Genomic DNA, 23,604 nt, shown 5'->3' with positions numbered 1-23,604 from the left:
TTTATTCCAATTATTTCAATCCCAGAAATTCATCTTGTTCCTCTTTTGATAGTTTCTTAGTTTTTCCATTTCGGACCTGCTCAATGGATTTTTCTAAATGCTCTACATTTCTGCGGTCAGCATAAAATAAGTCCCCAGATGGACTATAATCAAATGGGTCACAACGGAACTCGGATGGGATAGCTAGAAATTCTTTCACCCAATCTTTGGTAAACATCATCTTCTCTGGATCATCAGTTACTACGAGGCTAATATATTTGTTTTTCCCCCGTTTTACGTATACCTTTTCTTTTTCTGCCAGTTCAAACATAGCTTTTGTTTCTTGTCTGAACTCTCTTGTGGTAATGATTTTCATACATCGTCGACATTAATGTGTACACAAATGTATATATAATCATTTGAAACACCAAATAATTTACGATTTACGCTTGAAGTTAGAATTATTTAAACTAACTCCAATCGTTAATCGTAAATCGTCCAATCGTAAATATCACCAGTACCACTGTATTCCCAAAGAATACGGATACATTTCGGGTCCTTTATTTTTTTCGAACAAGCTGTTCATTGAGTAGCGGCAATAGAATCCCCAGTTTGAATACCCTGCCTGCACCAACAAGTTAACACCTAGCGGACGAACATTCAAATCTTTGTCCAAGGTACGTTTCTTGCCATCAACCTTTGCTAATGATTTTGTCCAGAAGCGGGTTTCCAGTTCGGCACCTACAGATACAAACAAGGGTCCCCTCCAACCAAACTTTTGCTGAAACTCCAAACTAACAGGCAAGCGTAAATGATAATAACGTAGTCGGCTTTTTTTGTAGATTGCATCTTCCGGTGCATCGGCTATATACGTAATGCCGTTTTCGTTTTCAACAAATGCCTGGTTGCCATCAACACGGAAAGAAGTATATCCAAAGCCCAAGCCGGCTGTTACCCCGAAGTGTTTGGACATGCGTAATGCACCATCGAACAGGTTGATACCCCATTCCCATGATTTGGAGGCAACCAAATCTACATCATCATTAGAACCAAATCCCATAAAGCCATCGCCCAATTGCTGATACCCAAGGTATATTCCGGCCGAGTGAGGATCGAAGTGTCCCTTATAACGTTTTTTTGCCTTCCGGGTAAAAGGTAAACTTACCGAGATACGTTGCTCTGTGCTTTGTCCATCACGATATACACCTTCGAATATCTGGTCGTTCTTAATCGTATCGCCCGAAGCAATTTCCTCGAAAACCTTAACGCGTATTTTACCGTCGTTCTCTTTCACTACAAATTTTCTGTTTCCTACATAAAGTGTTGTGTCTTTTGGATTTACTTCCTGAGCCATTCCTGCAAGTGGTGCAAGAATAAGTAATAATGCAATAAATTGTTTCATACTATTTAAGTTTTTGAGTTTTTAAATCATTCTTTTTTCATGAACAACAAAGTTACCAGATCGTCGGCATCGAGTGCCCCTTCAAGATATATCAGTGTAGCTGTTCCCTTCTTTCCGGTTTTAAATAGAATAAACCGGTTAACATCTTCCTGTAATTGAGGTAATTGGTAATAGCCCGATTGTATTTCTCCGCCTACCACTACTTCCTTAACCTTCTTAGCCTGTTTTTTATCGGCTTCCAGGCATTTCAGTATATGAGGTAGTGCCGATGATACATCCTTAAATACCAGGCTCTTATATAATTTCATCTCATAAATATCTACCAGCTCATTGGATAACTCCACCATTGTAACTCCCTTTTGCCTTCCATATTTACTAAATACGGAAGCAATTTCTAGTCCTTGCTGTGCCATGACATCTAACCCGGTCGACAAAAACAGGATAATCAACATTGTGTGAATAATTTTTCGCTTCATATATTTTTATTTCTTTTGTTCTTATGTTCTTTTGTCTGAAACTTATTCAAACAGTGAATCAAAAATATCTTCTTTGGTAAAACTAACATCATTGAACGCTATTTTTGCATGTTCGCGTATCATATCGGTATCGGTGTATCGTTTACCATCAATCATTACATAATTCTCGGGTTGCATTATAAAATGTTTATGAATTGTATTTCCCCCCAGAATCACTAACAAACATGCCGCTACGCCACTAATAGTATACAGTATATGTTTATTGACAAAGCTTTTTTTACTGTTTTTCTTTTTATGCAGTTTAACTTCCTCGTTAATATAAGCAAACAACGGACGGTATACCTGCAAGTGCTCCGGAACATCACCCTTTGCAAAAAACGTACGAAGCTCTCTCTCTTCCTCACAAGAGGTTTCACCCTCAAAATACTTGTTTATTAAATCATCTATTCTCATACTTCGCTTCTCCTTTTCTTTTCTTGAATAACTTGTAGATACATATCTCTTACTTTCTTTCTGGCTCGCGACAGGTTACTACGGATAGCCTCGTTGTTGCAACCTGTTATTTCCATAATTTCGCAAATCTCATACTCTTCAATATCTTTCATCCGGATAATGGTTTGTTGCAAGGGTGGCAGCGAGGCGATGATTTCTTTCATAATAGCTATTTCATCTTTCTGCTCCAATAGCTTTTCGGGAGTTTGTGTTTCACTTTGCAAAACAATTTGTTCCACAGAAAGAGTATCCGGACGTTTTCTTCGCCACAAGTCCATGCAGAGGTTGTGGGTCATTTTTACAGCCAAGGCCTCTACGCTATTGTATTCATCGAGTTTGTTCCTCATATTCCAAAGCTTAATCATGGCTTCCTGCACTATATCCTCGGCATCAGAGTCGTTTTCGGTTAACCGCAGTGCATAACCGTATAATCTGCTGCGTAACGGAAGAATATGTATTTTGAATTGTTTGAGTTCCATTTATAACCAATAGACGAACAAGAGAGGCAAACGTGACATCATAAACAAAAATAATTTAAAATCTTTAAGATATCCTTTTAATGCATATTTATAATGTATATATTTGGTGGACAAAATACAAAATCAAACATTCTCAGCAAATTAATTGTTATTACCAGAAAAAAAATATCTGATGCTATTTATTCGTATTCTACTTATTATCTTGTTCTTATCGGGCGTATCATCCAATTTGTATGCACAAGAAAAAGTGTATCCTAAAGATGGCGATGGTATTACATCGTTATTGCGCCGGTACAACCGTTCGGATGTGCATTACCACAGAGAGTTTCTTGAAATAAACAAAAAGCGGCTGGGCCGGAACAATGCTTTAATACTGGGGGTTGCTTATACTTTACCGCCATTAAAGAATCAGACAACAGCCAATACCACAAAGCAAACTACCGAACCGAAACAGAAAAAGGGATATGAACCGCTTTTCGGATCGGCAAACGCTAGTTTTGATATTACTTCGACAGAGTTGGAGGGAGCTACCTTTTATATATCATCCGGTCATGGTGGTCCCGACCCGGGAGCATGTGCCCGTTTCGAAAACCATGTCTTGCACGAAGATGAATATGCGTATGATATTTCGTTGCGACTTGCCCGGAACTTAATGATGAAGGGCGCTAAAGTATACATTATTATTCAGGATGCTGTTGATGGTATACGCGATGGCAGAATTCTGATAAACAGCAAACGCGAAACCTGTATGGGAGCTGAAATTCCGTTGTCGCAGGTTACCCGTTTGAAACAGCGAACAGACAAAATTAACGAGTTGGAAAGCAAAAAAGGACCAGGATACTCGCGTGCTATCTTTATTCATATCGACAGCCAGGTAAAGAATAAAAAGATGGATGTGTTTTTCTATCATAGTTCGTCCGAAGCCAGCCGAAAACTAACCAATACCTTGCAGAGTACTTTTGACCGGAAATATGCCCGCCATCAACCCAGCCGGGGATTTACCGGAACGGTGAGTCAGCGAGGTTTGTATGTGCTCGAAAACTCTACTCCTGTAGCTGCGTATGTAGAGTTGGGTAACATTCAAAACATGTCCGACTTGCGCCGCATAATACAGAAAGACAATCGTCAGGCCCTTGCCAACTGGTTGTGCGAGGGGCTTGTTGCAGACTATAAAAGTAATGAGTAGTGAGTAGTGAGTAATGAGTTTTGAGTAGTGAGTAATGAGTAATGAGCAATGAGTTTTGCGATGCCGCATGGTACTCAAAACTCAAAACTCATTACTCACTACTCATCACTCATCACTCAAAACTCAAAACTCATCACTCACTACTCATTACTCACAACTCACTACTCATTACTCATTTGCTGGTGTACACTTTCAGATTTCGGCTTACATTTGAACAAAAAAGTTGTTCATAAAATTACGTAGTCATGAAAAAGATTGTATTGCTATTACTAATTTGTTTGTTTTCACCATTTATCTTAGCCCAGAAGTATAAAGATATACATACGCTGCAAGTTGGCGACTGGTTGTTGGTAGAACATACCGAATACTATCCTTACTCGGCACCAGGTATTAAAGAAGAAACCCCATGGCGTGCCGAAAACATACGTAGAGTGGTAATGAAAGCTACTGTAACCAACAAGAGCACAACTACAGTTTCGTTTGATTTTTCGGTTACCAGTGTATACGATTGCCGGAACCAGCCGGATGAAAACCTGTTACTGTATTACGACAGCCGGTACAAGAATGATTTTCCTTTTTATAGTTGGCATCCGGTTCCAAGCGATTCGTTAATGGTTAAAGCTACTTACGATATTGCATCGGGCCACATAAAAACGTATGAACAGAATTCGGAAGAACCGTATCTGACTTACAGCAGATTGGCGTTTTCAATTGGGTTAATCAATACCCATCGTGCAAAACGGTATAACAGTACCCAGGGAATAGCAGATGCAAGCCGTATCCCCCAAATGGCTATGCCCCAGTTAATAAATAATTGGAATGGTGGCAAAGCAATAACTGCCTCGGTTAGGCAAGAAGCTACGTTCGAAACCCAGAAACCTTTATACTCGGCTGTTATAGGATTGTTGCCCGAAGATGTTACGCACAATCTGTATCCAAGCGAAACACGGGTTATAGATGCATCGTTTTTGCTGCCTCCTAATGTGGTATTGGCTTATACCGAGTCGGGAGACTCTTCGGTAACCGAACGAATAATCCGGCGATTGTTTATTCCGCATCCCATGGAGTATTATGTAGAAAACGACCGGCTTCATTACAGTGCCTTTCCTTGGTTGATATCTCCGGGCGACTCAATAGTAAGAGTTAAGAATACGGATGGTGGTTTTAACTTTACAGGAAAAGGAAGTGCACAAAACAGGTTGTATCATAGTTGTTCAAAGGCCGATGAAGTATTAGTGCATCAGTTAGATGTGTACTGGAAACACAGCTTCGAACTGCGTGATTTGTACAACAAAGCTAATCGGTATTTACTATCCGGAGTGCATGGAAATACAATTAATGCAAACAATGATAGCTTGATTCATTTATTACCACTGGTGGATGGTTTTTATAATCCGTCTTCGTTTAAACCTTTCCTCAATGAGTATATGGAGTATAAACAGGCTGAGTCTCTCTCCGAATCCTTATCTACGTCGTACTATTTTTATGGTATGGAGTATAGGCAAAGATATTACAACAACAAACATTTTCTGTTTGGCTATCCGCGTTATTTAATGAATGCAGATAATCTTCTGGATATGATGCGTATGGAAATGTTTGCGGATAATATGGTTGAGTATAACGACTTTATCAACCACTGCCCGGATATAAACCTGACAAATAAACTAAAACACCAATACAATGTTTTACAGGAATTGGAACGTGGAAAGAATATAAAGAACACCGATATAGAATTTATCAAGAAAAAACTTCCTTTGATGGCTGATAAACAAAAATATATCGTAGCTACTCTTTTTTATGGAGATGGATATACACGTTCTTCTGCACAGTATTTACAGAAAAAGATTACAAATGCCGGTTTAAACAACCACATCAGCAGTTGTTTCTTTTATCCCGGAACACCAACGTTGTATTATACCGGCGATGATAAAACTTATATGGACAGTCTTTATACTTTTGTAGGTGCACAGGAAGGAAAAAAAGTACTCAACCGGTATGGCTACGGATCAAATGATTTAACGATTCTGATGCGCGAAGACGGAACCATTCTTTACCGCTCTTTCGGAGGAAAGTCATGGCTCTCTGGTACAGAAGAGGATGAAATGCTACAAATAGTGAAGGCGGATATGAATCGTAGCGAGTCTGATTTTCATAAAGGTTTTAAGAAAGGATTATTTGTAACGCTGGCCGTAGTACTATTACTTTTGATTATCATAAAGATAAGGTACGATTCCAAACGTAGAAAAGAACAAACCGAACGGCACATCACCGAGTTGGAACTCAAAACAATTCGTTCGCAAATGAATCCTCATTTTATCTTTAATGCGTTGAGTTCAATTCAGAACTTAATAGGAAAGAACGCTAACGACGAAGCAAACCAATATTTAATTCACTTTGCCCGGTTGCTGCGCAATGTATTGAGCAATTCCGAAAAGAAATTAATACCGCTTTCGGAAGAGTTGGAACAAATTTCTTTATATTTGAAACTGGAACAGCTAAGAATACCTTTCAACTATCAGATAGAGGTTGACCCGGAAGTATCTGCGGATATAATTGAGATACCCGGAATGCTAATTCAGCCTTTTGTTGAAAACGCAGTGAAGCATGCCATTGCTCCCCAAGGAGGTGGAGAGATTATATTACATGTAAAACAGGAACACGATACGCTTCGGGTTGAAATTGTAGATGACGGACCGGGTATACAAAAAGAATCTACCGATGGGTTTGGTATAAAGGCTATTACAGAAGAATTAAAACTACTATCGGTTTTAAACGGAAAGGAAATAAAACTGGAAATAGAAAACCGACAGGATAAAGAAGATAAAACCGGATGCAGAATAATTTTGCAAATCCCGGTTAGTTAGTTCAAATGTACAATTTCACCACAGAGTTCACAGAGTTACACAGAGTTTTAAATACGATGCCGCATGGAAGTTTAAAACTCTGTGTAACTCTGTGAACTCTGTGGTGAAACACTCAAAACATAATAAGAAGAATTATGGAAAAAATATCAGTGTTGATTGTTGACGATGAGTTTGGTAATCGTGAAAATGTGCGGCGGATGATGGAAAAGTTCTTTCCGCACCTCATTTTATTGCCTGATTGTGCTTCGGTGCAGGAAGCGCAGGAAGTAATTGGGCAACAATCACCGGATATCATTTTATTAGATATTTGTTTAGGAGATAAAACGGGATTCAATTTGCTTGAAAGTCTGGGTAATGCATCGCCCGAGGTTATTTTTATCACTGCTTACGATCAGTATGCAATAAAAGCAATCCGTTTTAGTGCTCTCGACTATTTATTAAAACCAATTGATCCGCAAGAATTGGTGAGCGCAGTTAACAAGGCAATAAATATTATTATTGGCAAGCAACAAAACCTGCGTATGCAGAATCTGCTACAAAATAACATCCGTCCCGACCGGAAAAAGAAAATAGCTTTAGCAGTTGTTGATAGAATTGAGTTTGTGGAAATCAATAATATAATCCGTTGCGAATCGGATAGCAATTATACTACATTTTATTTAAAGAATGGCGAAAAACTCATTGTATCCAAAACCTTGAAAGAGTTTGATGAGTTACTTACACCTTATAATTTTCTTCGGATACATCAATCGCATCTTATAAATATGGAAGAGGTTAAAAGCTTTGTTAAAACCGAAGGAGGGTATATCCGGATGAACGATGGAGCAATAATAAGTATATCCCGGCAACGAAGGGCACAAGTAATGGAAGCGCTGAAGTATTTAACTTGAAGAATAAAACCTAATTGAATATCAATCTCTTACAGTACCACAGTTTTTTTACCCTTGAGAAAAAAGTATCACGCTGGTGGTACAAAAGTATCTTAGGCAAGGCACAAAAGTATCTTAGGCAAGATACAAAAGTATCTTCGGTAAGATACAAAAGTACCACACCGAAGATACAAAAGTGAGTTTCTTATGGATGGATACTATTCAGTTCCTTATCCACCAGAATACCATCTATACTATTCAGATTAAATTTGATTCTTTGTTTTGCTTTAAACTTCAAAACAAACAAATCGCTAGTACCATTTAAGGTTTCTTTGTCGCCCAGATTAACAAAAGTAGGATACAAAGCTTTTACCCCATTGGTATGTAACCTATCGTTGGTAAGGTTTTCCATTTGTTGCATGTTCAATGTTTGAATACCAACAAACTCGTACTCTTGCGCATTGTAGGGCAATGCAAAGCTCAGGGCATTAACAGCATTAAGATCAATACCTTTTACTTTTACTTCAATAATCTCATCCTTGTTGTACCATTGTTTGGCTGTACTGATTTCAAGCTTACCCGAAACTTTTCCGGCTTTATCACTCTCTATTCCACCTTCCAACCGTGTTGCAACCAGCGAGATATCGTACGCATCAATCAAATCGTTTTTGTTGATGTCGCCATTGCTGATATAACCTTCAAAATCAGCGTCCCCTCTTCTTAGTCCGGTATAGTTGGTGTACGATGTAAGGTCGTTTCCATCAATAACGCCATCATTGTTAATGTCGCCCGGAATATAACTTTCGGTACCCGGCACTTTGAATACATACAATTCTTTTCCCGAACCAAATCCGCCAACAGCTTCGGTAACGGTTAGTTTTATATAACGTGCAGTGGGTTTGTTGGTAAACTCAATTATTTTCACGTCATCTTTTCTTTCCCATTCAAACGGGGTTACTTCGGTCCAGTTTTCTTTGTCGTTGCTGTAATAAACCGTACCTTTCAGAATAGTGCCGTTGCGTGCACCTTCGCGAGGAAGATAATGCATCTTATCAAGTTGATTGATGGTGTGCAAATCAATAATCACATCGAACGGTGTAGCATTTGGGTTGCCATAACGAGTATGCCACATGGAGTTTTCGTCGAAATCGAATAACTTGTGTATGCCCGAACCTCCTTGGTTAGGAACACTTGTTTCGCCGGTTATGCCGGTTATAGCAAACTCAAGCGGATTCGATTTGGTGGTAGCATTAAAATCGTACCAGTTAGAAACCCCGTCTTTGTTTACCGAACGAATACGGAAAGCGTAGTCAGTTTCGGCCAACAGTCCGTCGAATAACAATTCCGTATCTTTAATAGTGGTATACAATATACCGTTAAATTCAATTTCGTAAAAATCGGCATTATCTACCGTATTCCATGTGGGTTTCAGGATATATGCTTCGGTGTTATCTTCTGTAACCTGTGCTGTTGGGGCAGTAAGTGCTCCGGTTTTGTTTTTATGTGTATTTGCAGGTGCAAACTCAAAACCTTCAATTAATACAGTTGTTTGAACCGCAGTTATATCTGCTGTAGCCAGTTTTACAAGCAATTGTGGGTTCTTTGTAATTACCTCTTTGGCAAACTCGCTTCCCGGTGTTGCGTACGTATTCAGGTTGGGAGCAGCATGATAGAAATACACATCTTCTCCACGAAGAAAATCTTCCATCGAAGTAACTTCCGTAAGTTTCACTTTGCTGTTACCTGTTTTGGCCGAAACCTTTTTAGGTTTGGCAGTTACATTAACGCGGAACTCGGTCGATTTATTTTTAACGAATCCATTAAAATCTCCCTGTGCCGGGTGTATGGTTAAAGTAACATTGTTTTTACCATCTACATCGGTTTCGATAAGTGTTGTAGCTCCCTTGCCCATACGGTATTCTTCAGTTTCGCCATCATCATCGTACTCGGTGAAAGAACTGTGTGCGTACGGATATACTTCGTATATGCGGTGTGCTTTATTAATCTCTTCTACATTGTTATTAGGATTAGTCATTGGAATGATTGCACCGTTTTTCACAAAAACAGGAAGTTTCCACAAGGGGGCATCAAAGCTGTTTAGAATACAATTGCCTTCATACTTTTCGCCTGTGAAATAATCAATCCATGTGCCTTGCGGCAGATAAATACCATTGCGGATGTCGTTTCCATTATCATCGGCTTTTGTTTCCTGATAGATTGGAGCCACCAGGAAAGAGGGGCCATAAAGAAATTGGTACTGGGTTGCTTTACCTTTGGTATAATCGTTAGGATATTCAAGGAACATGGCCCTGATCATAGGCATTCCATCTACCGATTCTTTAGCAATGCTGTAAGCATAAGGCATTATTTCCGATTTCAGTTTCAGGTACCAACGGTTAATTGAGGTAGCCGGCTCTCCCAATGCATGTGGGTATTTTTCGTTAGCGCCCCAACCATCCATATTCAGTTGCATGGGTGTAAATGTTTTCCATTGAAAGTCGCGTGTGTTGATAACAGGCTTTTTACCACCGAAAATACCATCCATATCCGAACAGATATTTGGCTGACCCGATAGTCCGGAACCAATGTAAGTAGGAATATGGAAGCGGATATACTCCCAAACACCACCTGTTTGGTCGCCCGACCATATTCCGGCATAGCGTTGTGTACCTGCCCATCCATCAAGCGATATAATAAACGGGCGGCTGTTGTTTCCGTAATACGGCATAATGTGTGCAACATCGGCAACACCATTCAGCCCGAACGAGTATCCGGCGCCTACCCAGGCCACATCGGTTTTTAATACCCGTACGCGCGCGTCTCTCACCTCTTTTACGATGTCTCTTTGTAGAAGTGCACTAACTTCCGGCTTGGGATGCAAATCCGATTGAGTCCAGAGTCCAATCTTTACACCATTCTTTTCGGCATAATCAGCCAGGCTTTTCAGGTTTTGTATATTACCATCCAATGTTTCTTCCTGTCCATAACCGGCACCATACCCATCGTTTGGAAGAATCCATCCAAAAGGCATATCATGGTTTTTATAGCGGTCTATTACTGCACGAGCCGAAAACTGGTAGTTGTTCTTTTCACCGTTCAGTGATTCTTTAACACCACCATTGTCTTTTTGGCTTTCCTTGTAACGTTTACCGTCTTCAAAAAGAATACCGTTTTCATCTTCTGCCCAATAATCGCGGTTGTAGGCATTGAGGTGTCCTTGATAAAAACCAAATTTGGGCAACAATACAGGGTTTCCGGTAAGTTGGTAAAAATCGTTCAGCAGTGCTACAGCACCATCGCTTACCATATAGAATATATCCAGGTAATTGGTTTCGTGATACAACTTTACTTTTCCGCTTTCGGTAGCTCCGAAATCGTATTTTCCTTTTTTAAATGTGTACCACATTACAGCATACCCTTTGTCCGACCAGTAATAAGGGGTAGGAGAGGCCACCCCACCATCGGTCCAACTGTTTTGGTTTTCAATAGCAATGGCTTTCCCTTTGTGCGAAAAGCGTCCGTTCTGCACCCCACCACCATAAAAATATTCGTCTGTATTTTCTTTGAGGGTAACAGTAACTTTATTCTTTTCAAAAAGGATTGGTTCAACCTCCTCTAGTACCACTGTGTTGGTAATGAGGTTAGTAACCTTCATCTGCGAGTTGTTTTTGTTTAGTTCGATGCTGATTTTTGCAGTCGAGATGGTAATAGAGTTACCTTTTTCTGTTACATTTAATCCGGTAATCGGTTTTCTAGGATTATCAATCAGAATCTGCGCTTCGGGTTTTGCTTCAGGATCTCTGAGAATACCTCCCGAGTTATCCTGGAACAATCTGAAGATATTCTCTCCGTAAAAGTCGAAAGTCATACGTTGATTTCCGGGGAGTAATACTTCAACCGTTGTTGGATTGATTTGCTGTGCGCTGATAATCTTTTGGTTTTGCTGGGCCATAGAGTAGGAGGCCGCCATGAAACAGGCTAGCATAAAAAGTGCTGCCTTTAATTTAAAAGCCGTTTTTTTCATGATGTACTATTAAGTTAGAATATGTTCAATACAGATATGTTTCTGCATTGATAGTACAAAAGTAGAGAAGAATTGTTTAGAAACAGAATGTTGCGGATAAAAACAAGATAAAAGGCTTCGGTTATTAACATTTATTTGGCCAATGTTTAAATCATGTTATTAAACACCTTTTTTTATTTGCATAATTTGCTGATTTAAATAATGTCTGTATCTTTGTACTGTGTTTTTCATAGTATTAGATTTAAGGTTAACAAAGGTTGGGATCAGGCGTGATCCCTTTTTTTATGTCTTTTTTTTAAGCTACCATCCTTTCTTTGCCCCTTTTTATTCACTTCAGTTACAAAACGACCTAGCTTCTGCAACAAAAAAGCCTACTTGATAATGCCAAAACCAGTTAATTTTGGCATCATGAAAAATATAATTATCCCCATACTTTTATTGGTAAACCTCTGTTCGTTTGCGCAGCAGTATTACACCAATCCTATTATTCATGCCGATTATTCCGACCCCGATGTATGTGCAGTAGGAGATGATTTCTACCTTACAGCATCCAGTTTTAACTGTATTCCCGGTTTACCCATACTTCATTCAAAAGACCTGGTGAACTGGGAAATCATAAATCACGCATTAAAAAATCCGCTGGAACCTGTTGAATTCTTTAATAAACCACAACATGGGCGTGGGGTTTGGGCACCCTGTATCCGGTATCATAAAGGAGAGTTTTATATTTATTGGGGCGATCCGGATTATGGTATCTATATGGTGAAAACCAAAGATCCGGCAACAGAGTGGGAAAAACCAGTACTCGTTAAAGCCGGTAAAGGCATGATTGACCCTACTCCCTTGTGGGACGATGATGGCAAAGTTTATCTGGCCTATGCCTGGGCAGGTAGTCGGGCAGGCATAAACAGTATTATTGTAGTCAGCGAAATGAATGCTGAAGGAACCAAAGTTATATCTACCCCAGTTATGGTATTCGATGGCAACGATGGCATAAACCACACAGTAGAAGGCCCCAAACTGTACAAACGCAACGGTTATTACTATATTTTTGCCCCTGCTGGTGGCGTAGCTACCGGATGGCAATTAGCTATGCGTTCACAGAGCATCTATGGCCCATATGAATCGAAGATTGTAATGGTACAGGGAAATACAAACATTAATGGTCCTCATCAGGGCGGTTGGATAGAAACCAATACCGGAGAATCCTGGTTTATCAATTTCCAGGATAAAGGCGCTTACGGACGTATCATTCACCTTAATCCGATGAAGTGGGAAAATAACTGGCCTGTAATTGGCGAAGATAAGGATGGTGATGGTTGTGGCGAACCTGTTAGCAAGTATCGTATGCCTAATGTAGGTAAAACCTATCCGAAAGAAACACCCATCGAAAGTGATGAGTTTGATAGCCGCACAATCGGGCTTCAGTGGCAATGGCATGCTAACTATCAGGATTTGTTTGGTTTTCCTTCCGATCTGGGTTTCATGCGTATTTATGGCTATACACTTTCTAAAGACTTTGTGAACTTCTGGGAAGTTCCTAACCTGTTTATGCAAAAATTCCCTGCCGAGACGTTTACTGCAACAACCAAACTAAGCTTTTCGGTAAAAGAAGACGGTTCAAAAGCCGGATTAATAGTTATGGGATGGGATTATACATATTTATCAGTAACAAAAAAAGGTGATCGGTTTATTCTTCAACAGGCTGTGTGCAAAGATGCTGAACAACAAACCCCGGAGCAGATAAAAGATATTGCCGAACTTCCTATAAACAGAGAGTACGAAGCCGGATCGTTTCCCAATTATGTTTGCGACATCTACATGCGTGTTAAAGTAACCGGGGGAGGAATGTGCCAGTTTGCATATAGCAGTGATGGAAAGAAATATACCAATGTTGGTGAAGTATTCAAATCCCGTCAGGGAAAATGGATTGGTGCAAAAGTTGGTTTGTTCAGTGTAAATCCGCATGGCACAAATAACCGCGGATGGTTGGATGCCGACTGGTTTCGTATAACGAAATAATAAATTAAAGATATATGAAGAAGATTATTTTAGGATTTACCCTTTTAGGATTATTTGCCTGCACCAATAAGCCGGTTCGTGAAACAATGGATGTGGATAAAGCACTCAATTATTGCGCCAAACAGGTAAACCGCACATTAAATGAGTTGAAGGGAGATTCGGGGATTGATTACACCATGATGCCCCGCAACATTATGGACAGTTTAACAACCTGGCATCTTCGTAAAGCAGCAAAAGAAGAGTGGACGGCAGGTTTCTGGCCCGGTATATTATGGTATGATTATGAATATACTAAAGACCCCCGAATAAAACAGGAAGCAGAAAAGTTTACCCAATCACTAGGTTTCCTTTCGCGCATACCTGCTTTTGATCACGATCTCGGTTTCCTGGTGTTTTGCAGCTATGGCAATGGATACCGGCTGACTGGGAATCCCGAATACAAACAAGTTATTCTTGCAACTGCCGATACACTTGCTACATTATTTAACCCTACAGTAGGTACTATTCTTTCGTGGCCTCGTGAGGTTGAACCACGTAACTGGCCTCATAATACCATTATGGATAATATGATAAACCTGGAAATGCTTTTCTGGGCTGCAAAGAACGGGGGCGATAAAAAGCTTTATGATATTGCTGTAGCTCATGCTGATAAAACAATGGAGAATCATTTCCGTCCTGATTATACTTCCTATCATGTAGCTGTATACGATACAATTACGGGTGATTTGATAAAAGGAGTTACGCATCAGGGATTTGCCGATGATACCATGTGGGCTCGCGGTCAGGCTTGGGCCATTTATGGCTATATGGTTTGTTACCGTGAAACCAAAGATCCGAAGTACTTGGATTTCCTTCAAAAGATAACAGATGTGTATCTTAAGGATTTACCCGAAGATTATATTCCTTATTGGGATTTCAATGCTCCCAATATTCCTAACGAACCACGAGATGCTTCGGCGGCCGCTGTAGTTGCTTCGGCATTACTTGAGGCATCTGCCTTTTTTAATGGAACAAAAGGTGATGAATACTGGAACGCAGCCGTTCGCATGCTGAAAAGCCTTAGTTCTCCAGCTTACCAGAGTGAGAGTAAACCTGCTTTCCTTCTGCACTCTACCGGTCATTGGCCCAATGGCTCGGAGATAGATGCTTCTATTATTTATGCCGATTACTATTACATAGAAGCATTACTTAAATTGAGTGGTTTTGAGTAATGAGTGGTGAGTTTTGAGTGGGGCTCACTACTCATTACTCAAAATATTTTGTTACTTTTGCGGCATGAAACAGACTCAAGTTAGAGGGCGCTCAACAACTGTACAAAGCACCACATTAGGAATTCTATTCTCTCTCAGTCTGGCACATATGTTCAATGATATGTTCCAGTCGGTAGTATCAGCAAGTTATCCGGTAATTAGAGATAATCTGTACCTTACGTTTGGGCAGATAGGGATCATTGCATTTGTTTATCAGTTATGTGCATCCGTATTTCAGCCGTTGTTTGGTATTCTGTTCGATAAACATCCTAACCGTTGGTATCTTAGTATAGGTACAACTTCTACTATGTTGGGTTTGGTAATCATGGCTTATGCTACAAGTATATATATGGTAGTGGTATCGGTATGCTTTATCGGATTGGGATCTTCTATTATCCATCCCGAGGCATCCCGGTTAACTCATTATGCATCAACCGGTAAACACGGACTTGGACAATCTATCTTTCAGGTAGGTGGAAACTTGGGAGGATCTATCGGCCCCTTGTTGGCAGCATTAATAATAGCCCCTTACGGACAACAGTATATGCTGATCTTTGCTGGCATTGCAGTGATATCGTTACTAACCAAACGGCCTATAACCAAGTGGTATAAAACCAACATGGTGAAGTCTGCTCAATCTTCCCCAAAGAAGGAAGTTATTCATCGGGTGCGATTAACTAAAAACCAAATCTATTATTCGTTGGGCATACTGCTTGTACTTATATTCTCTAAATATGTGTACACAGCCAGTTTGAGCAACTTTTATACTTTCTATCTTATAGAAAAGTTCAATGTAACCACGCAGCAATCGCAATTCTTGTTGTTTGCTTTTCTGTTTGCATCGGCTGTAGGAACTTTACTTGGCGGACCTATCGGCGATAAGTTCGGCCGGAAGTATGTTATCTGGATATCAATTCTGGGAACAGCACCTTTCTCCTTATTGATGCCTTATGCAAATCTTTTCTGGACATGTATCCTGAGTATCCTTATCGGTTTAATACTTTCTTCTGCATTTTCTGCCATTCTTGTTTACGCACAAGAATTGCTTCCAACTAAGGTAGGATTGATTTCCGGTCTCTTCTTTGGATTGGCTTTTGGCATTGCCGGAGTGGCTGCTGCGGTATTAGGAAATGTGGCCGACAGCAAAGGTATTGAGTTTGTTTATAAATTCTGTGCCTATATGCCGTTATTAGGATTTGTTGCAATATTCTTGCCGAATGTAAAACCACGATAAATTGTACGATTTCACCACAGAGTTCACAGAGTTACACAGAGTTTTAAACTTCCATGCGGCATATTTAAAACTCTGTGTAACTCTGTGAACTCTGTGGTGAAATACCAGACTAAATAAGATTACACTTTAATATCCTGCACTATTGTCTGTTCTGTTTTTGCAAAAAGCTCAGGAAAAGGCATATCCTTTACCGGGATAGGATCATGAATAATAAATTCAAGTTTGTTTCCTATGCCTAGGGGGAAAGAACCCCACTTAGTCATTTTCCACGAGTTATTTATAGTAACAGGAACCACATAAGCCGATGGTGCATATTTACAGAGGATTTTTAGTCCGTTTTCGGCAAAACGTCTGGGTTTACCGGTTTTGCTTCGTGTACCTTCGGGGAATATAACAGTTGCACGTTTGTTGGCTTCTATATATTGGCTCATCTCTTTTATGGCAGTTAGAGCCTGCTTCGAATCTTTCCGGTCAATGAGCACCGATCCGCCATGATTCAGGTTATACGAAATACTAGGAATACCCTTACCTAATTCAATCTTACTGACAAATTTAGGGTGTGTTTTCCTCATAAACCAACCAATAGTAGTTATGTCATACAAACTCTGATGATTAGCTGCAATTATAAGAGGTACTCCTGAAGGAAGTTTATCCAGATTCCTCATTTTATACCTTGTACCTAAAACATACGTATTTGCTACCAGAAAGAAACACAGTACATCTACACTCTTTTTGTGGGCCTCATAGCCAAATAAGTTGAAGCAAATCCACTGTACTACATGGAAAAACACCAAAGTGAATCCAAATAGCAGATAGTAGATAACAGAAAGAGGATATGCCAGTAGTTTTTGCATTATATTCCTCCTTCAACTTTTGCTTTTAAAAATTCAGCCTTCAGCTTGGAAATAACTTCTTTTACACTTGATATCTTTTCAGACAAATGAACATTAATTCCTGTAAAGGCATACCCTTTCTTCATGTTTCCTTTGGCTGCCTGATATAGGCATTGAACAATACAATACGGACTCTTTGTATAGTCGCAGGTTTTGATACAATGGAAAGGACAATTTTTAGGTTTCTCCAATCCTTTTTCTACATTTTGAATAAATTCGCCATCAATAGCTCTTCCGGGCATACCAACAGGACTTTGGATGATCTTTACATCTGTTTGTTTTGCGTTAACAAACACTTCCTTAAATGTGTTGGATGCATCGCATTCTGTAGTTGTAACAAAGGTTGTTCCCATTTGCACACCCGAAGCTCCCATTTCGATAAACCGAAGGATATCTTTTCCGGTGGAGATTCCTCCTGCTGCAATTACCGGAATGTTTTTTTCTTCTTTGTATGAGTTGGCTATAGTTACCACTTCGGGTATAAGCTGTTCCAATGCATAATGTTCATCTTCAAGCTGGTCTACTTTGAATCCTAGGTGTCCGCCGGCTTTAGGACCTTCTACAACAATAGCATCGGGCAAATAGCCGAAATTGTTTTTCCACTTATCACAGATAATTTTGGCAGCTCGCGACGATGATACAATCGGAACCAGTTTGGTTCTGCTTTCGCTGGTCAGATAAGAAGGTAAGTCGAAGGGAAGTCCTGCGCCAGCAAAGATAACATCAACTTTTTCTGCAATTGATGTTTTTACCATATCAGCATAATTGCTCAGTGCAACCATAATGTTTACTCCAATTATGCCTTTTGTTTTTTTCTTGGCTTTTGCAATTTCTTCTTTTAATCCCAATATGCATTTGTTTAGATAATCTCCAGGAGATTTATGGTAGATTAAACCTAGACCTGCGCACGAAATAACACCAATTCCACCTTCGTTGGCAACGGCCGAGGCTAATCCCGACAAAGATACACCTACTCCCATTCCACCTTGAATGACTGGAAGCTTTACTTCCAGATTTCCTATAAAAAATGATTTCATCTAGTTTGAGAAAAATATTAGTTGAGCCGGCAAAGCTATGAAAATAAATTGGTTTATTGTAGGTAAAAGAATACTTAAAAGTTAAAAATGTGTTATCTAACATATTTTTTCGCTTTGAAGTTTTGCGTATTTAATTATAGTCCTTATCTTTGCACTGTGTTTTTCATGGTATTAGATTTTAAGGTTAATTGATTGGAGTCAGGCGTGACTCCTTTTTTGTTTTATAGCCATTACTTCTCCAACACCCGGATACATATTTCTGCCAGTACATCTTCTTTGGCCACTTCGGCAGGATTATTCTGTCCTTTGTCGTGAATATAATTAAAAAGAGTTAATAAATACACTTGTGTATTTGTATTGCAATTTCTGTTTTTAACTTTGCGGCACAAAGTACTTTTTATATGGATAAAATAAAAGCAATACAATCGGTAAATGAGATTAAGGAGCTAATGGAACGCTCCTCAAAGTTTGTCTCATTAAGTGGCTTAACGGGTGTGCTTGTGGGCATATATTCGTTACTAGGAGCATGGATAGTAAGCCGTGTGGCAGGTATACAATTTATAAATCAGGCAAGTTATCAGGTTGCTCTGCCGCAAGAGCAGAAATTAACTTTGGTGCTTGCTGTGGCAGGTGGTGTTCTATTGATTTCTGTTGTTACCGCTTTCCTGATATCTTATTATAAATCGAATAAAGTAAAGCAAAAACTGTTTAATAAGCTTACTTATCGTATCATTTGGAATTTTGGGATACCTCTATTTGTGGGTGGGTTATTCTGTATTGCATTACTATGCAATCAAAACTATGGATTAACATCCAGTGTAATGCTTCTGTTTTATGGGCTTTCGTTGGTGAATGTTGCTAAATATACTTTCTCGAATGTGGCATGGTTGGGATATGGATTCTTGATTCTGGGACTACTGGATGCCTTTTTCGAAGGTAACGGGTTGTTGTTCTGGACCATTGGCTTTGGTGGCCTCCATATTATTTATGGTGTTTTATTTTATTTGTTATACGAAAAAAATAAATAGATGCTGGAAGATTTTCATCATATAAACAGAGCGTTCGAAAACAAGGTGCGGTTGGGGATTATGGCAATTCTTATGGTGAATGACAGCATTGATTTCAATACCCTTAAGGAACAACTGTCGCTAACCGATGGCAACCTGGCAAGTCATGCGCGTGCATTGGAAGAATTAAAATACATTTCATGCAAAAAAACGTTTGTAGGACGTAAAACTAAAACCATTTACAAAGCAACAAAAAAAGGACGGGAGGCTTTTACAGAACATATTCTGGCTTTGGAACGATTTCTCAAATCAGATTTTCAAGACTAACTACTAGCTACTAGCTACTAGCTACTAACTACCAGCTACTAACTACTAACAATAACATTATGGAAAATCAAAACTTTTTTTCGGACGATAGGAAACCGGGATTCTTACGGCGCATTTCAAAATCATTAAAGATTATCACTATTGGTATTCTGGTTCTTCTTTCGTTCATTCCAATGAGCATGATCCGGGAACTGATAAATGAAAGATATGATTTAGAGTCTGGCGCTATTCGCGAAGTCAGCGAAAAATGGAGTGGCCGTCAAACAGTTGTTGGGCCTTATTTGAATTTCAAATACATTGCTCTTCAAACATCTGTAGAAAATGGGAAAGAGATTGCTACAACAGTAGTAAAGAACCTGACTCTTTTGCCCGATGATTTAAACATCAATGCTAAGCTAACTACCGAGACGCGGAAAAGGAATATATATGAAGTGAATGTTTATAACTCTATTATCACAATGGAGGGATCGTTTAATCCGGCAGAGTTGAAAAAACAAGGAATAAATATAGATGATATTCGTTTTAACAATGCTACACTTTGTTTAGGTATTGCTGATATGCGCGGTATTGGAGAACAAATTAAAATATCTTTGGGTGATTCTATCTATGATTTCGATCCCGGATTGAATGGTAAAGAACTGGCCACTACATCGGGGGTTAGTAAAGTGGTGGATATTCCGGAATTAAAAGAAAAGGTTATTCCTTTCAAAGTAGAATTAAAATTGAAAGGGTCGCAAGCCATGTATTTTATACCGTTAGGGAAAACCACCAAAGTGTTTATGGAGGCCGATTGGGGAACACCCAGTTTTGTAGGAAAGTATCTTCCCGAAAAACATGAAATCACAAACGAATCTTTCACAGCTAACTGGCAAGTGTTGAATTTAAACCGTAGTTTCTCGCAGGTTTTTGTAAATAACAGTCCGCGTAATGAGATAGAAAATTCTGATTTTGGTGTAAACCTCAAAGTGCCGGTAGAGCAGTATCAACAATCTATGCGAACAGCTAAATATGCCATACTGATAATACTACTTACCTTTACAGTTATATTTTTTGTAGAAATTCTGGATAAGAAACGTATTCATACGTTACAGTATTTGTTAATTGGTTTAGCATTATGCCTTTTTTATGCTTTATTGCTTTCATTATCAGAACAAATGGTCTTTGGGTTGGCTTATATCATAGCCTCCGGATTAACAATTGGTTTGATAGGCCTTTACATTCGTGGTATTATGAAAAGTTGGCGACCGGCTTTTGTTATGATTGGTTTGCTTACCGCATTATATACCTATATTTACATACTTATACAACTGGAAACCCTGGCACTTCTTGCCGGCAGCCTTGGACTATTTGTTATACAGGCTATTTTAATGTATTTTTCTAAAAAAATAGATTGGTTCAATGAATAAAACAATCGAAATACAGTCACTTAGCATTGGCTATCCCACTAAAAAAGGCACCAAAGTGGTAGCCGAAAACATTCATGCAACCATTAATGAAGGCGAGTTGACTTGTTTACTGGGAACCAACGGAATAGGTAAATCTACCCTGTTGCGCACACTATCGGCTTTCCAACCCAAACTATCGGGTAAAATCTGCATACAAGGAAAAGAACTGGAAAGCTATACAGACAGTGAGCTGTCTCATATTATTGGCGTGGTACTTACCGACCGTCTCGAAATTCGTAATATGACTGCCGAAGAGCTGATTGGTCTTGGCCGGAGCCCCTACACCGGATTCTGGGGCTCACTTAGCAAGCAAGACAAGGAAATTGTACAGCGTGCCATTGCTCAGATTCATATTGAAGACCTTGCTCAACGCATGGTAGAAACCCTAAGCGATGGCGAACGGCAGAAGGTAATGATTGCCAAAGCACTGGCACAAGAAACGCCCGTTATCTTTCTTGATGAGCCTACGGCATTCCTCGACTTTCCCAGTAAAGTTGAAATCATGCAATTGCTACATCGTTTAAGTCGTGATACTGGTAAAACTATTTTTCTTTCTACACACGATCTTGAACTTGCTTTGCAGATTGCTGATAAACTTTGGGTTATGGATAAAACGCACGGACTTACTGTGGGCACCCCAGAAGACCTTTCGCTAAACGGCGATTTAAGTACTTTTTTTGCCCGCAAAGGAATTACCTTCGATATGGAAACCGGACTTTTCAGGGTAGAAAATGAATATACCCGCCAAGTTAAACTTCTGGGCGAAGGGCGTCTTTGTACAATGGCATGTAAGGCTTTGGCTCGTAATGGCATATTTGCCGGTCCTGAAGTAGATTCCGATATCACTATTGAAGCTGGCGAAAAGGAATATATTGTATACCGTTCAAATAATTCTCCTCTATCTGTCACAACGATTGAAGAATTGCTTTTGGGAATTGAAAATTAAAAGTTAAAATTGAAAGTTACCATGCAGCATCGTAACTTTCAATTTTCAATATTCAACTTTAAATTGTTATTAAGTTTCCGTAAATAAGACCAGATATTGTAGCCATAATAACAACCAATGCTACATAAATAACAGTCTTTTTAGTACCCATTACACCACGGATAACAAGCATGTTTGGAAGCGAAAGAGACGGTCCTGCCAATAGCAGTGCTAACGCAGGGCCTTTTCCCATGCCCGAGGCAATCAATCCTTGAATGATAGGTACTTCGGTAAGAGTGGCAAAATACATAAACGCTCCTGTGAAGCTGGCAAAGAAATTAGATAAAAGAGAGTTACCACCAACTGCCCACTCAATCCATTCATTGGGTATCACACCTGCAATCGCAGTATTGTCGTGGGTAGAGCCAAGTAGAAAACCTGCTGTTACCACACCAATAGCCAAAAGTGGCATTATCTGTTTGGCAAATCCCCATGCCGATAGTGTCCATTCGCGGTTTTCGGCATCACGTTTATCAAACAATGTTATAAACGACAGTGAAGCAATTCCAACTATCATAGGTACAAGCGGAACCAGTTTTAAATTCGATATAAACAGATTGGCCAATATGGCCGAACCTGCTGTTACTATAACTCCTACTGTAACCCACTGCCATTTAATTTTCAGAATGGCAATAAGTGAATAAGCAAACATCAGTGCCAATATCCCTGTGATGTACCATTTATACGTGAATATGTAATACCAAATACTTGTTGTATCATCCGTTGCCGGAGCACCCCAATTGGCAAATACAAGTATCAATACTAATGTAAAAAAGTGAAACATGGTTTGTTGCATCGGGCGTTTAGCCGGAGGAACAGTAATATTCATTTGTTCTTCCTTTTTTACCTTTTCTTCTTTACGGTAAATAAATGCCATTATTAAACCGATGATGACAGAAAAGAGAATTGCACCAATCATACGGGCAACCCCCATTTCGGTTCCGAGAATACGCCATGTAAGAATGATGGATAGTATGCTGATTGCCGGGCCCGAATACAGAAACGCAATAGCCGGGCCTAATCCTGCTCCACGCTTATAGATACTTGTAAACAGAGGTAATATGGTACAGGAGCATACTGCCAGAATAGCGCCCGAAACAGCTGCAACTGTATAGGAAAGCCATTTTTTTGCATTGGCTCCAAAATATTTTAATACTGCACCCTGACTGATAAAAACAGCTATCACCCCTGCAATGAAAAAGGCAGGCAGAAGGCACATAACAACATGTTCTTGTGCATACCATTTCGACAAATCGAGTGTAGCATCAATCGCTGTCATAAACCGCTCACTTTCCAACGGCAGAAAAAATACCGCAGCAAAGATAACAATCATCCAGAGTAGGATTTTAAAATCAACATTCTCTTTCATTCTTTTTTTCTTTAAATTCCTAATTCCTAAATTCTTATAGCCTCTAGAATTTCGCTTTCGGAAGGAACATGCCCTTTGATTTTTACTTCGCCATTTACAACAATTCCGGGCAAGGTCATCACGTTGTATTTCATGATTTCCATAATATCCTCCTGTTTAGAGAGGTTTGCATCCAGATTGTTTTCTTCGATTACTTTCTTTACTCTTTCATAGGTTGTTTTACATTTGGCACAACCTGTACCCAATACAATGATTTCCATAATT

The 23,604-nt window shown here is 39.5% G+C and carries 20 protein-coding genes; 10 read left to right on the top strand and 10 right to left on the bottom strand.

Features of this window, described 5'->3' with window-relative positions:
- Positions 1–10: 10 nt before the first annotated feature.
- From D0T85_RS14755 to D0T85_RS14735, 5 genes are all read right to left on the bottom strand, one after another.
- Entirely contained in the window at positions 11–355 is a 345-nt protein-coding gene (locus tag D0T85_RS14755) for a hypothetical protein (protein ID WP_163214292.1), read from the bottom strand.
- Between the two features lie 135 nt (positions 356–490).
- Entirely contained in the window at positions 491–1,381 is an 891-nt protein-coding gene (locus D0T85_RS14750; protein ID WP_163214291.1) for an outer membrane beta-barrel protein, read from the bottom strand.
- Between the two features lie 26 nt (positions 1,382–1,407).
- Entirely contained in the window at positions 1,408–1,857 is a 450-nt protein-coding gene (locus D0T85_RS14745; protein ID WP_163214290.1) for a DUF6108 family protein, read from the bottom strand.
- A gap of 42 nt (positions 1,858–1,899) precedes the next feature.
- Complete coding sequence (locus D0T85_RS14740) at positions 1,900–2,310, bottom strand: hypothetical protein (protein ID WP_163214289.1); 411 nt, start codon at positions 2,308–2,310, stop codon at positions 1,900–1,902.
- The gene (locus D0T85_RS14735; RefSeq protein ID WP_163214288.1) at positions 2,307–2,828 is read right to left on the bottom strand and encodes an RNA polymerase sigma factor; all 522 of its coding nucleotides are present in this window, start codon (positions 2,826–2,828) and stop codon (positions 2,307–2,309) included. The genes D0T85_RS14740 and D0T85_RS14735 overlap by 4 nt, the downstream gene beginning before the upstream one ends.
- Positions 2,829–3,000: 172 nt before the next feature.
- Between D0T85_RS14735 and D0T85_RS14730 the strand changes: the two genes are divergently transcribed.
- The 3 genes from D0T85_RS14730 to D0T85_RS14720 all read left to right on the top strand — a co-directional run bounded on the left by D0T85_RS14730 (position 3,001) and on the right by D0T85_RS14720 (position 7,768).
- Positions 3,001–4,014 carry an N-acetylmuramoyl-L-alanine amidase gene (locus D0T85_RS14730; RefSeq protein WP_163214287.1) on the top strand — a complete coding sequence of 338 codons (1,014 nt, stop codon included), beginning with the start codon at positions 3,001–3,003 and terminating at the stop codon, positions 4,012–4,014.
- A 245-nt stretch (positions 4,015–4,259) separates the two neighbouring features.
- Positions 4,260–6,878, top strand: a complete 2,619-nt coding sequence (locus D0T85_RS14725; RefSeq protein WP_163214286.1) for a sensor histidine kinase — start codon at positions 4,260–4,262, stop codon at positions 6,876–6,878.
- 134 nt (positions 6,879–7,012) lie between these two features.
- Positions 7,013–7,768 carry a LytTR family DNA-binding domain-containing protein gene (locus D0T85_RS14720; protein WP_163214285.1) on the top strand — a complete coding sequence of 252 codons (756 nt, stop codon included), beginning with the start codon at positions 7,013–7,015 and terminating at the stop codon, positions 7,766–7,768.
- 184 nt (positions 7,769–7,952) lie between these two features.
- Here D0T85_RS14720 and D0T85_RS14715 read toward each other — a convergent pair whose 3' ends face one another.
- Positions 7,953–11,717 (bottom strand): TIM-barrel domain-containing protein, encoded by a 3,765-nt coding sequence (locus tag D0T85_RS14715; protein ID WP_239060734.1) that lies wholly within the window; start codon positions 11,715–11,717, stop codon positions 7,953–7,955.
- A gap of 462 nt (positions 11,718–12,179) precedes the next feature.
- Here D0T85_RS14715 and D0T85_RS14710 point away from each other — a divergent pair, with 462 nt between their 5' ends.
- From D0T85_RS14710 to D0T85_RS14700, 3 genes are all read left to right on the top strand, one after another.
- Positions 12,180–13,793, top strand: a complete 1,614-nt coding sequence (locus tag D0T85_RS14710) for a glycoside hydrolase 43 family protein (RefSeq protein WP_163214283.1) — start codon at positions 12,180–12,182, stop codon at positions 13,791–13,793.
- Between the two features lie 14 nt (positions 13,794–13,807).
- The gene (locus D0T85_RS14705; protein ID WP_163214282.1) at positions 13,808–15,004 is read left to right on the top strand and encodes a glycoside hydrolase family 88 protein; all 1,197 of its coding nucleotides are present in this window, start codon (positions 13,808–13,810) and stop codon (positions 15,002–15,004) included.
- Positions 15,005–15,068: 64 nt separating this feature from the next.
- Complete coding sequence (locus D0T85_RS14700) at positions 15,069–16,277, top strand: MFS transporter (protein WP_163214281.1); 1,209 nt, start codon at positions 15,069–15,071, stop codon at positions 16,275–16,277.
- A gap of 119 nt (positions 16,278–16,396) precedes the next feature.
- On the opposite strand, the gene D0T85_RS14695 is transcribed toward D0T85_RS14700, so the two are convergent.
- Both D0T85_RS14695 and D0T85_RS14690 read right to left on the bottom strand, forming a co-directional pair.
- Positions 16,397–17,131 (bottom strand): 1-acyl-sn-glycerol-3-phosphate acyltransferase, encoded by a 735-nt coding sequence (locus D0T85_RS14695; RefSeq protein WP_163214280.1) that lies wholly within the window; start codon positions 17,129–17,131, stop codon positions 16,397–16,399.
- On the bottom strand, positions 17,131–18,207 hold the full coding sequence (locus tag D0T85_RS14690) for a nitronate monooxygenase family protein (RefSeq protein ID WP_163214279.1): 1,077 nt from the start codon (positions 18,205–18,207) through the stop codon (positions 17,131–17,133). Before D0T85_RS14690 ends, D0T85_RS14695 begins: the two co-directional genes overlap by 1 nt.
- A gap of 401 nt (positions 18,208–18,608) precedes the next feature.
- On the opposite strand from D0T85_RS14690, the gene D0T85_RS14685 reads away from it, so the two are divergent.
- The 4 genes from D0T85_RS14685 to D0T85_RS14670 are packed head-to-tail and all read left to right on the top strand — an operon-like array spanning position 18,609 to position 21,932.
- Entirely contained in the window at positions 18,609–19,235 is a 627-nt protein-coding gene (locus D0T85_RS14685) for a hypothetical protein (protein WP_163214278.1), read from the top strand.
- The gene (locus D0T85_RS14680; RefSeq protein WP_163214277.1) at positions 19,236–19,541 is read left to right on the top strand and encodes a transcriptional regulator; all 306 of its coding nucleotides are present in this window, start codon (positions 19,236–19,238) and stop codon (positions 19,539–19,541) included.
- A gap of 59 nt (positions 19,542–19,600) precedes the next feature.
- A complete protein-coding gene (gene creD / locus D0T85_RS14675) occupies positions 19,601–20,947 on the top strand; it encodes a cell envelope integrity protein CreD (RefSeq protein WP_163214276.1) in 1,347 nt (448 codons plus the stop codon).
- Positions 20,940–21,932, top strand: coding sequence for an ABC transporter ATP-binding protein (locus D0T85_RS14670; protein WP_163214275.1), 993 nt, complete (start codon positions 20,940–20,942; stop codon positions 21,930–21,932). The genes creD and D0T85_RS14670 overlap by 8 nt, the downstream gene beginning before the upstream one ends.
- A gap of 58 nt (positions 21,933–21,990) precedes the next feature.
- Here the strand turns inward: D0T85_RS14670 and D0T85_RS14665 are convergent, their stop codons facing one another.
- Complete coding sequence (locus D0T85_RS14665; RefSeq protein ID WP_163214274.1) at positions 21,991–23,340, bottom strand: permease; 1,350 nt, start codon at positions 23,338–23,340, stop codon at positions 21,991–21,993.
- 26 nt (positions 23,341–23,366) lie between these two features.
- The gene (locus tag D0T85_RS14660; RefSeq protein WP_163214273.1) at positions 23,367–23,600 is read right to left on the bottom strand and encodes a thioredoxin family protein; all 234 of its coding nucleotides are present in this window, start codon (positions 23,598–23,600) and stop codon (positions 23,367–23,369) included.
- Between the last annotated feature and the right edge of the window lie 4 nt (positions 23,601–23,604).

It is taken from the genome of Bacteroides sp. 519 (genome assembly GCF_010500955.1).
Lineage (GTDB): Bacteria > Bacteroidota > Bacteroidia > Bacteroidales > Bacteroidaceae > Bacteroides.
The sequence above is the reverse complement of the archived record's forward strand: the minus strand, read 5'-3'. Positions and strand labels throughout refer to the sequence as shown.

Excerpts from the sequence above, each read along its gene's own strand:
- D0T85_RS14755 (WP_163214292.1), bottom strand. The coding sequence starts at position 355 with ATGAAAATCATTACCACAAGAGAGTTCAGACAAGAAACAAAAGCTATG.
- D0T85_RS14750 (WP_163214291.1), bottom strand. The coding sequence starts at position 1,381 with ATGAAACAATTTATTGCATTATTACTTATTCTTGCACCACTTGCAGGA.
- D0T85_RS14745 (WP_163214290.1), bottom strand. The coding sequence starts at position 1,857 with ATGAAGCGAAAAATTATTCACACAATGTTGATTATCCTGTTTTTGTCG.
- D0T85_RS14740 (WP_163214289.1), bottom strand. The coding sequence starts at position 2,310 with ATGAGAATAGATGATTTAATAAACAAGTATTTTGAGGGTGAAACCTCT.
- D0T85_RS14735 (WP_163214288.1), bottom strand. The coding sequence starts at position 2,828 with ATGGAACTCAAACAATTCAAAATACATATTCTTCCGTTACGCAGCAGA.
- D0T85_RS14730 (WP_163214287.1), top strand. The coding sequence starts at position 3,001 with ATGCTATTTATTCGTATTCTACTTATTATCTTGTTCTTATCGGGCGTA.
- D0T85_RS14725 (WP_163214286.1), top strand. The coding sequence starts at position 4,260 with ATGAAAAAGATTGTATTGCTATTACTAATTTGTTTGTTTTCACCATTT.
- D0T85_RS14720 (WP_163214285.1), top strand. The coding sequence starts at position 7,013 with ATGGAAAAAATATCAGTGTTGATTGTTGACGATGAGTTTGGTAATCGT.
- D0T85_RS14715 (WP_239060734.1), bottom strand. The coding sequence starts at position 11,717 with ATGGCGGCCTCCTACTCTATGGCCCAGCAAAACCAAAAGATTATCAGC.
- D0T85_RS14710 (WP_163214283.1), top strand. The coding sequence starts at position 12,180 with ATGAAAAATATAATTATCCCCATACTTTTATTGGTAAACCTCTGTTCG.
- D0T85_RS14705 (WP_163214282.1), top strand. The coding sequence starts at position 13,808 with ATGAAGAAGATTATTTTAGGATTTACCCTTTTAGGATTATTTGCCTGC.
- D0T85_RS14700 (WP_163214281.1), top strand. The coding sequence starts at position 15,069 with ATGAAACAGACTCAAGTTAGAGGGCGCTCAACAACTGTACAAAGCACC.
- D0T85_RS14695 (WP_163214280.1), bottom strand. The coding sequence starts at position 17,131 with ATGCAAAAACTACTGGCATATCCTCTTTCTGTTATCTACTATCTGCTA.
- D0T85_RS14690 (WP_163214279.1), bottom strand. The coding sequence starts at position 18,207 with ATGAAATCATTTTTTATAGGAAATCTGGAAGTAAAGCTTCCAGTCATT.
- D0T85_RS14685 (WP_163214278.1), top strand. The coding sequence starts at position 18,609 with ATGGATAAAATAAAAGCAATACAATCGGTAAATGAGATTAAGGAGCTA.
- D0T85_RS14680 (WP_163214277.1), top strand. The coding sequence starts at position 19,236 with ATGCTGGAAGATTTTCATCATATAAACAGAGCGTTCGAAAACAAGGTG.
- creD (WP_163214276.1), top strand. The coding sequence starts at position 19,601 with ATGGAAAATCAAAACTTTTTTTCGGACGATAGGAAACCGGGATTCTTA.
- D0T85_RS14670 (WP_163214275.1), top strand. The coding sequence starts at position 20,940 with ATGAATAAAACAATCGAAATACAGTCACTTAGCATTGGCTATCCCACT.
- D0T85_RS14665 (WP_163214274.1), bottom strand. The coding sequence starts at position 23,340 with ATGAAAGAGAATGTTGATTTTAAAATCCTACTCTGGATGATTGTTATC.
- D0T85_RS14660 (WP_163214273.1), bottom strand. The coding sequence starts at position 23,600 with ATGGAAATCATTGTATTGGGTACAGGTTGTGCCAAATGTAAAACAACC.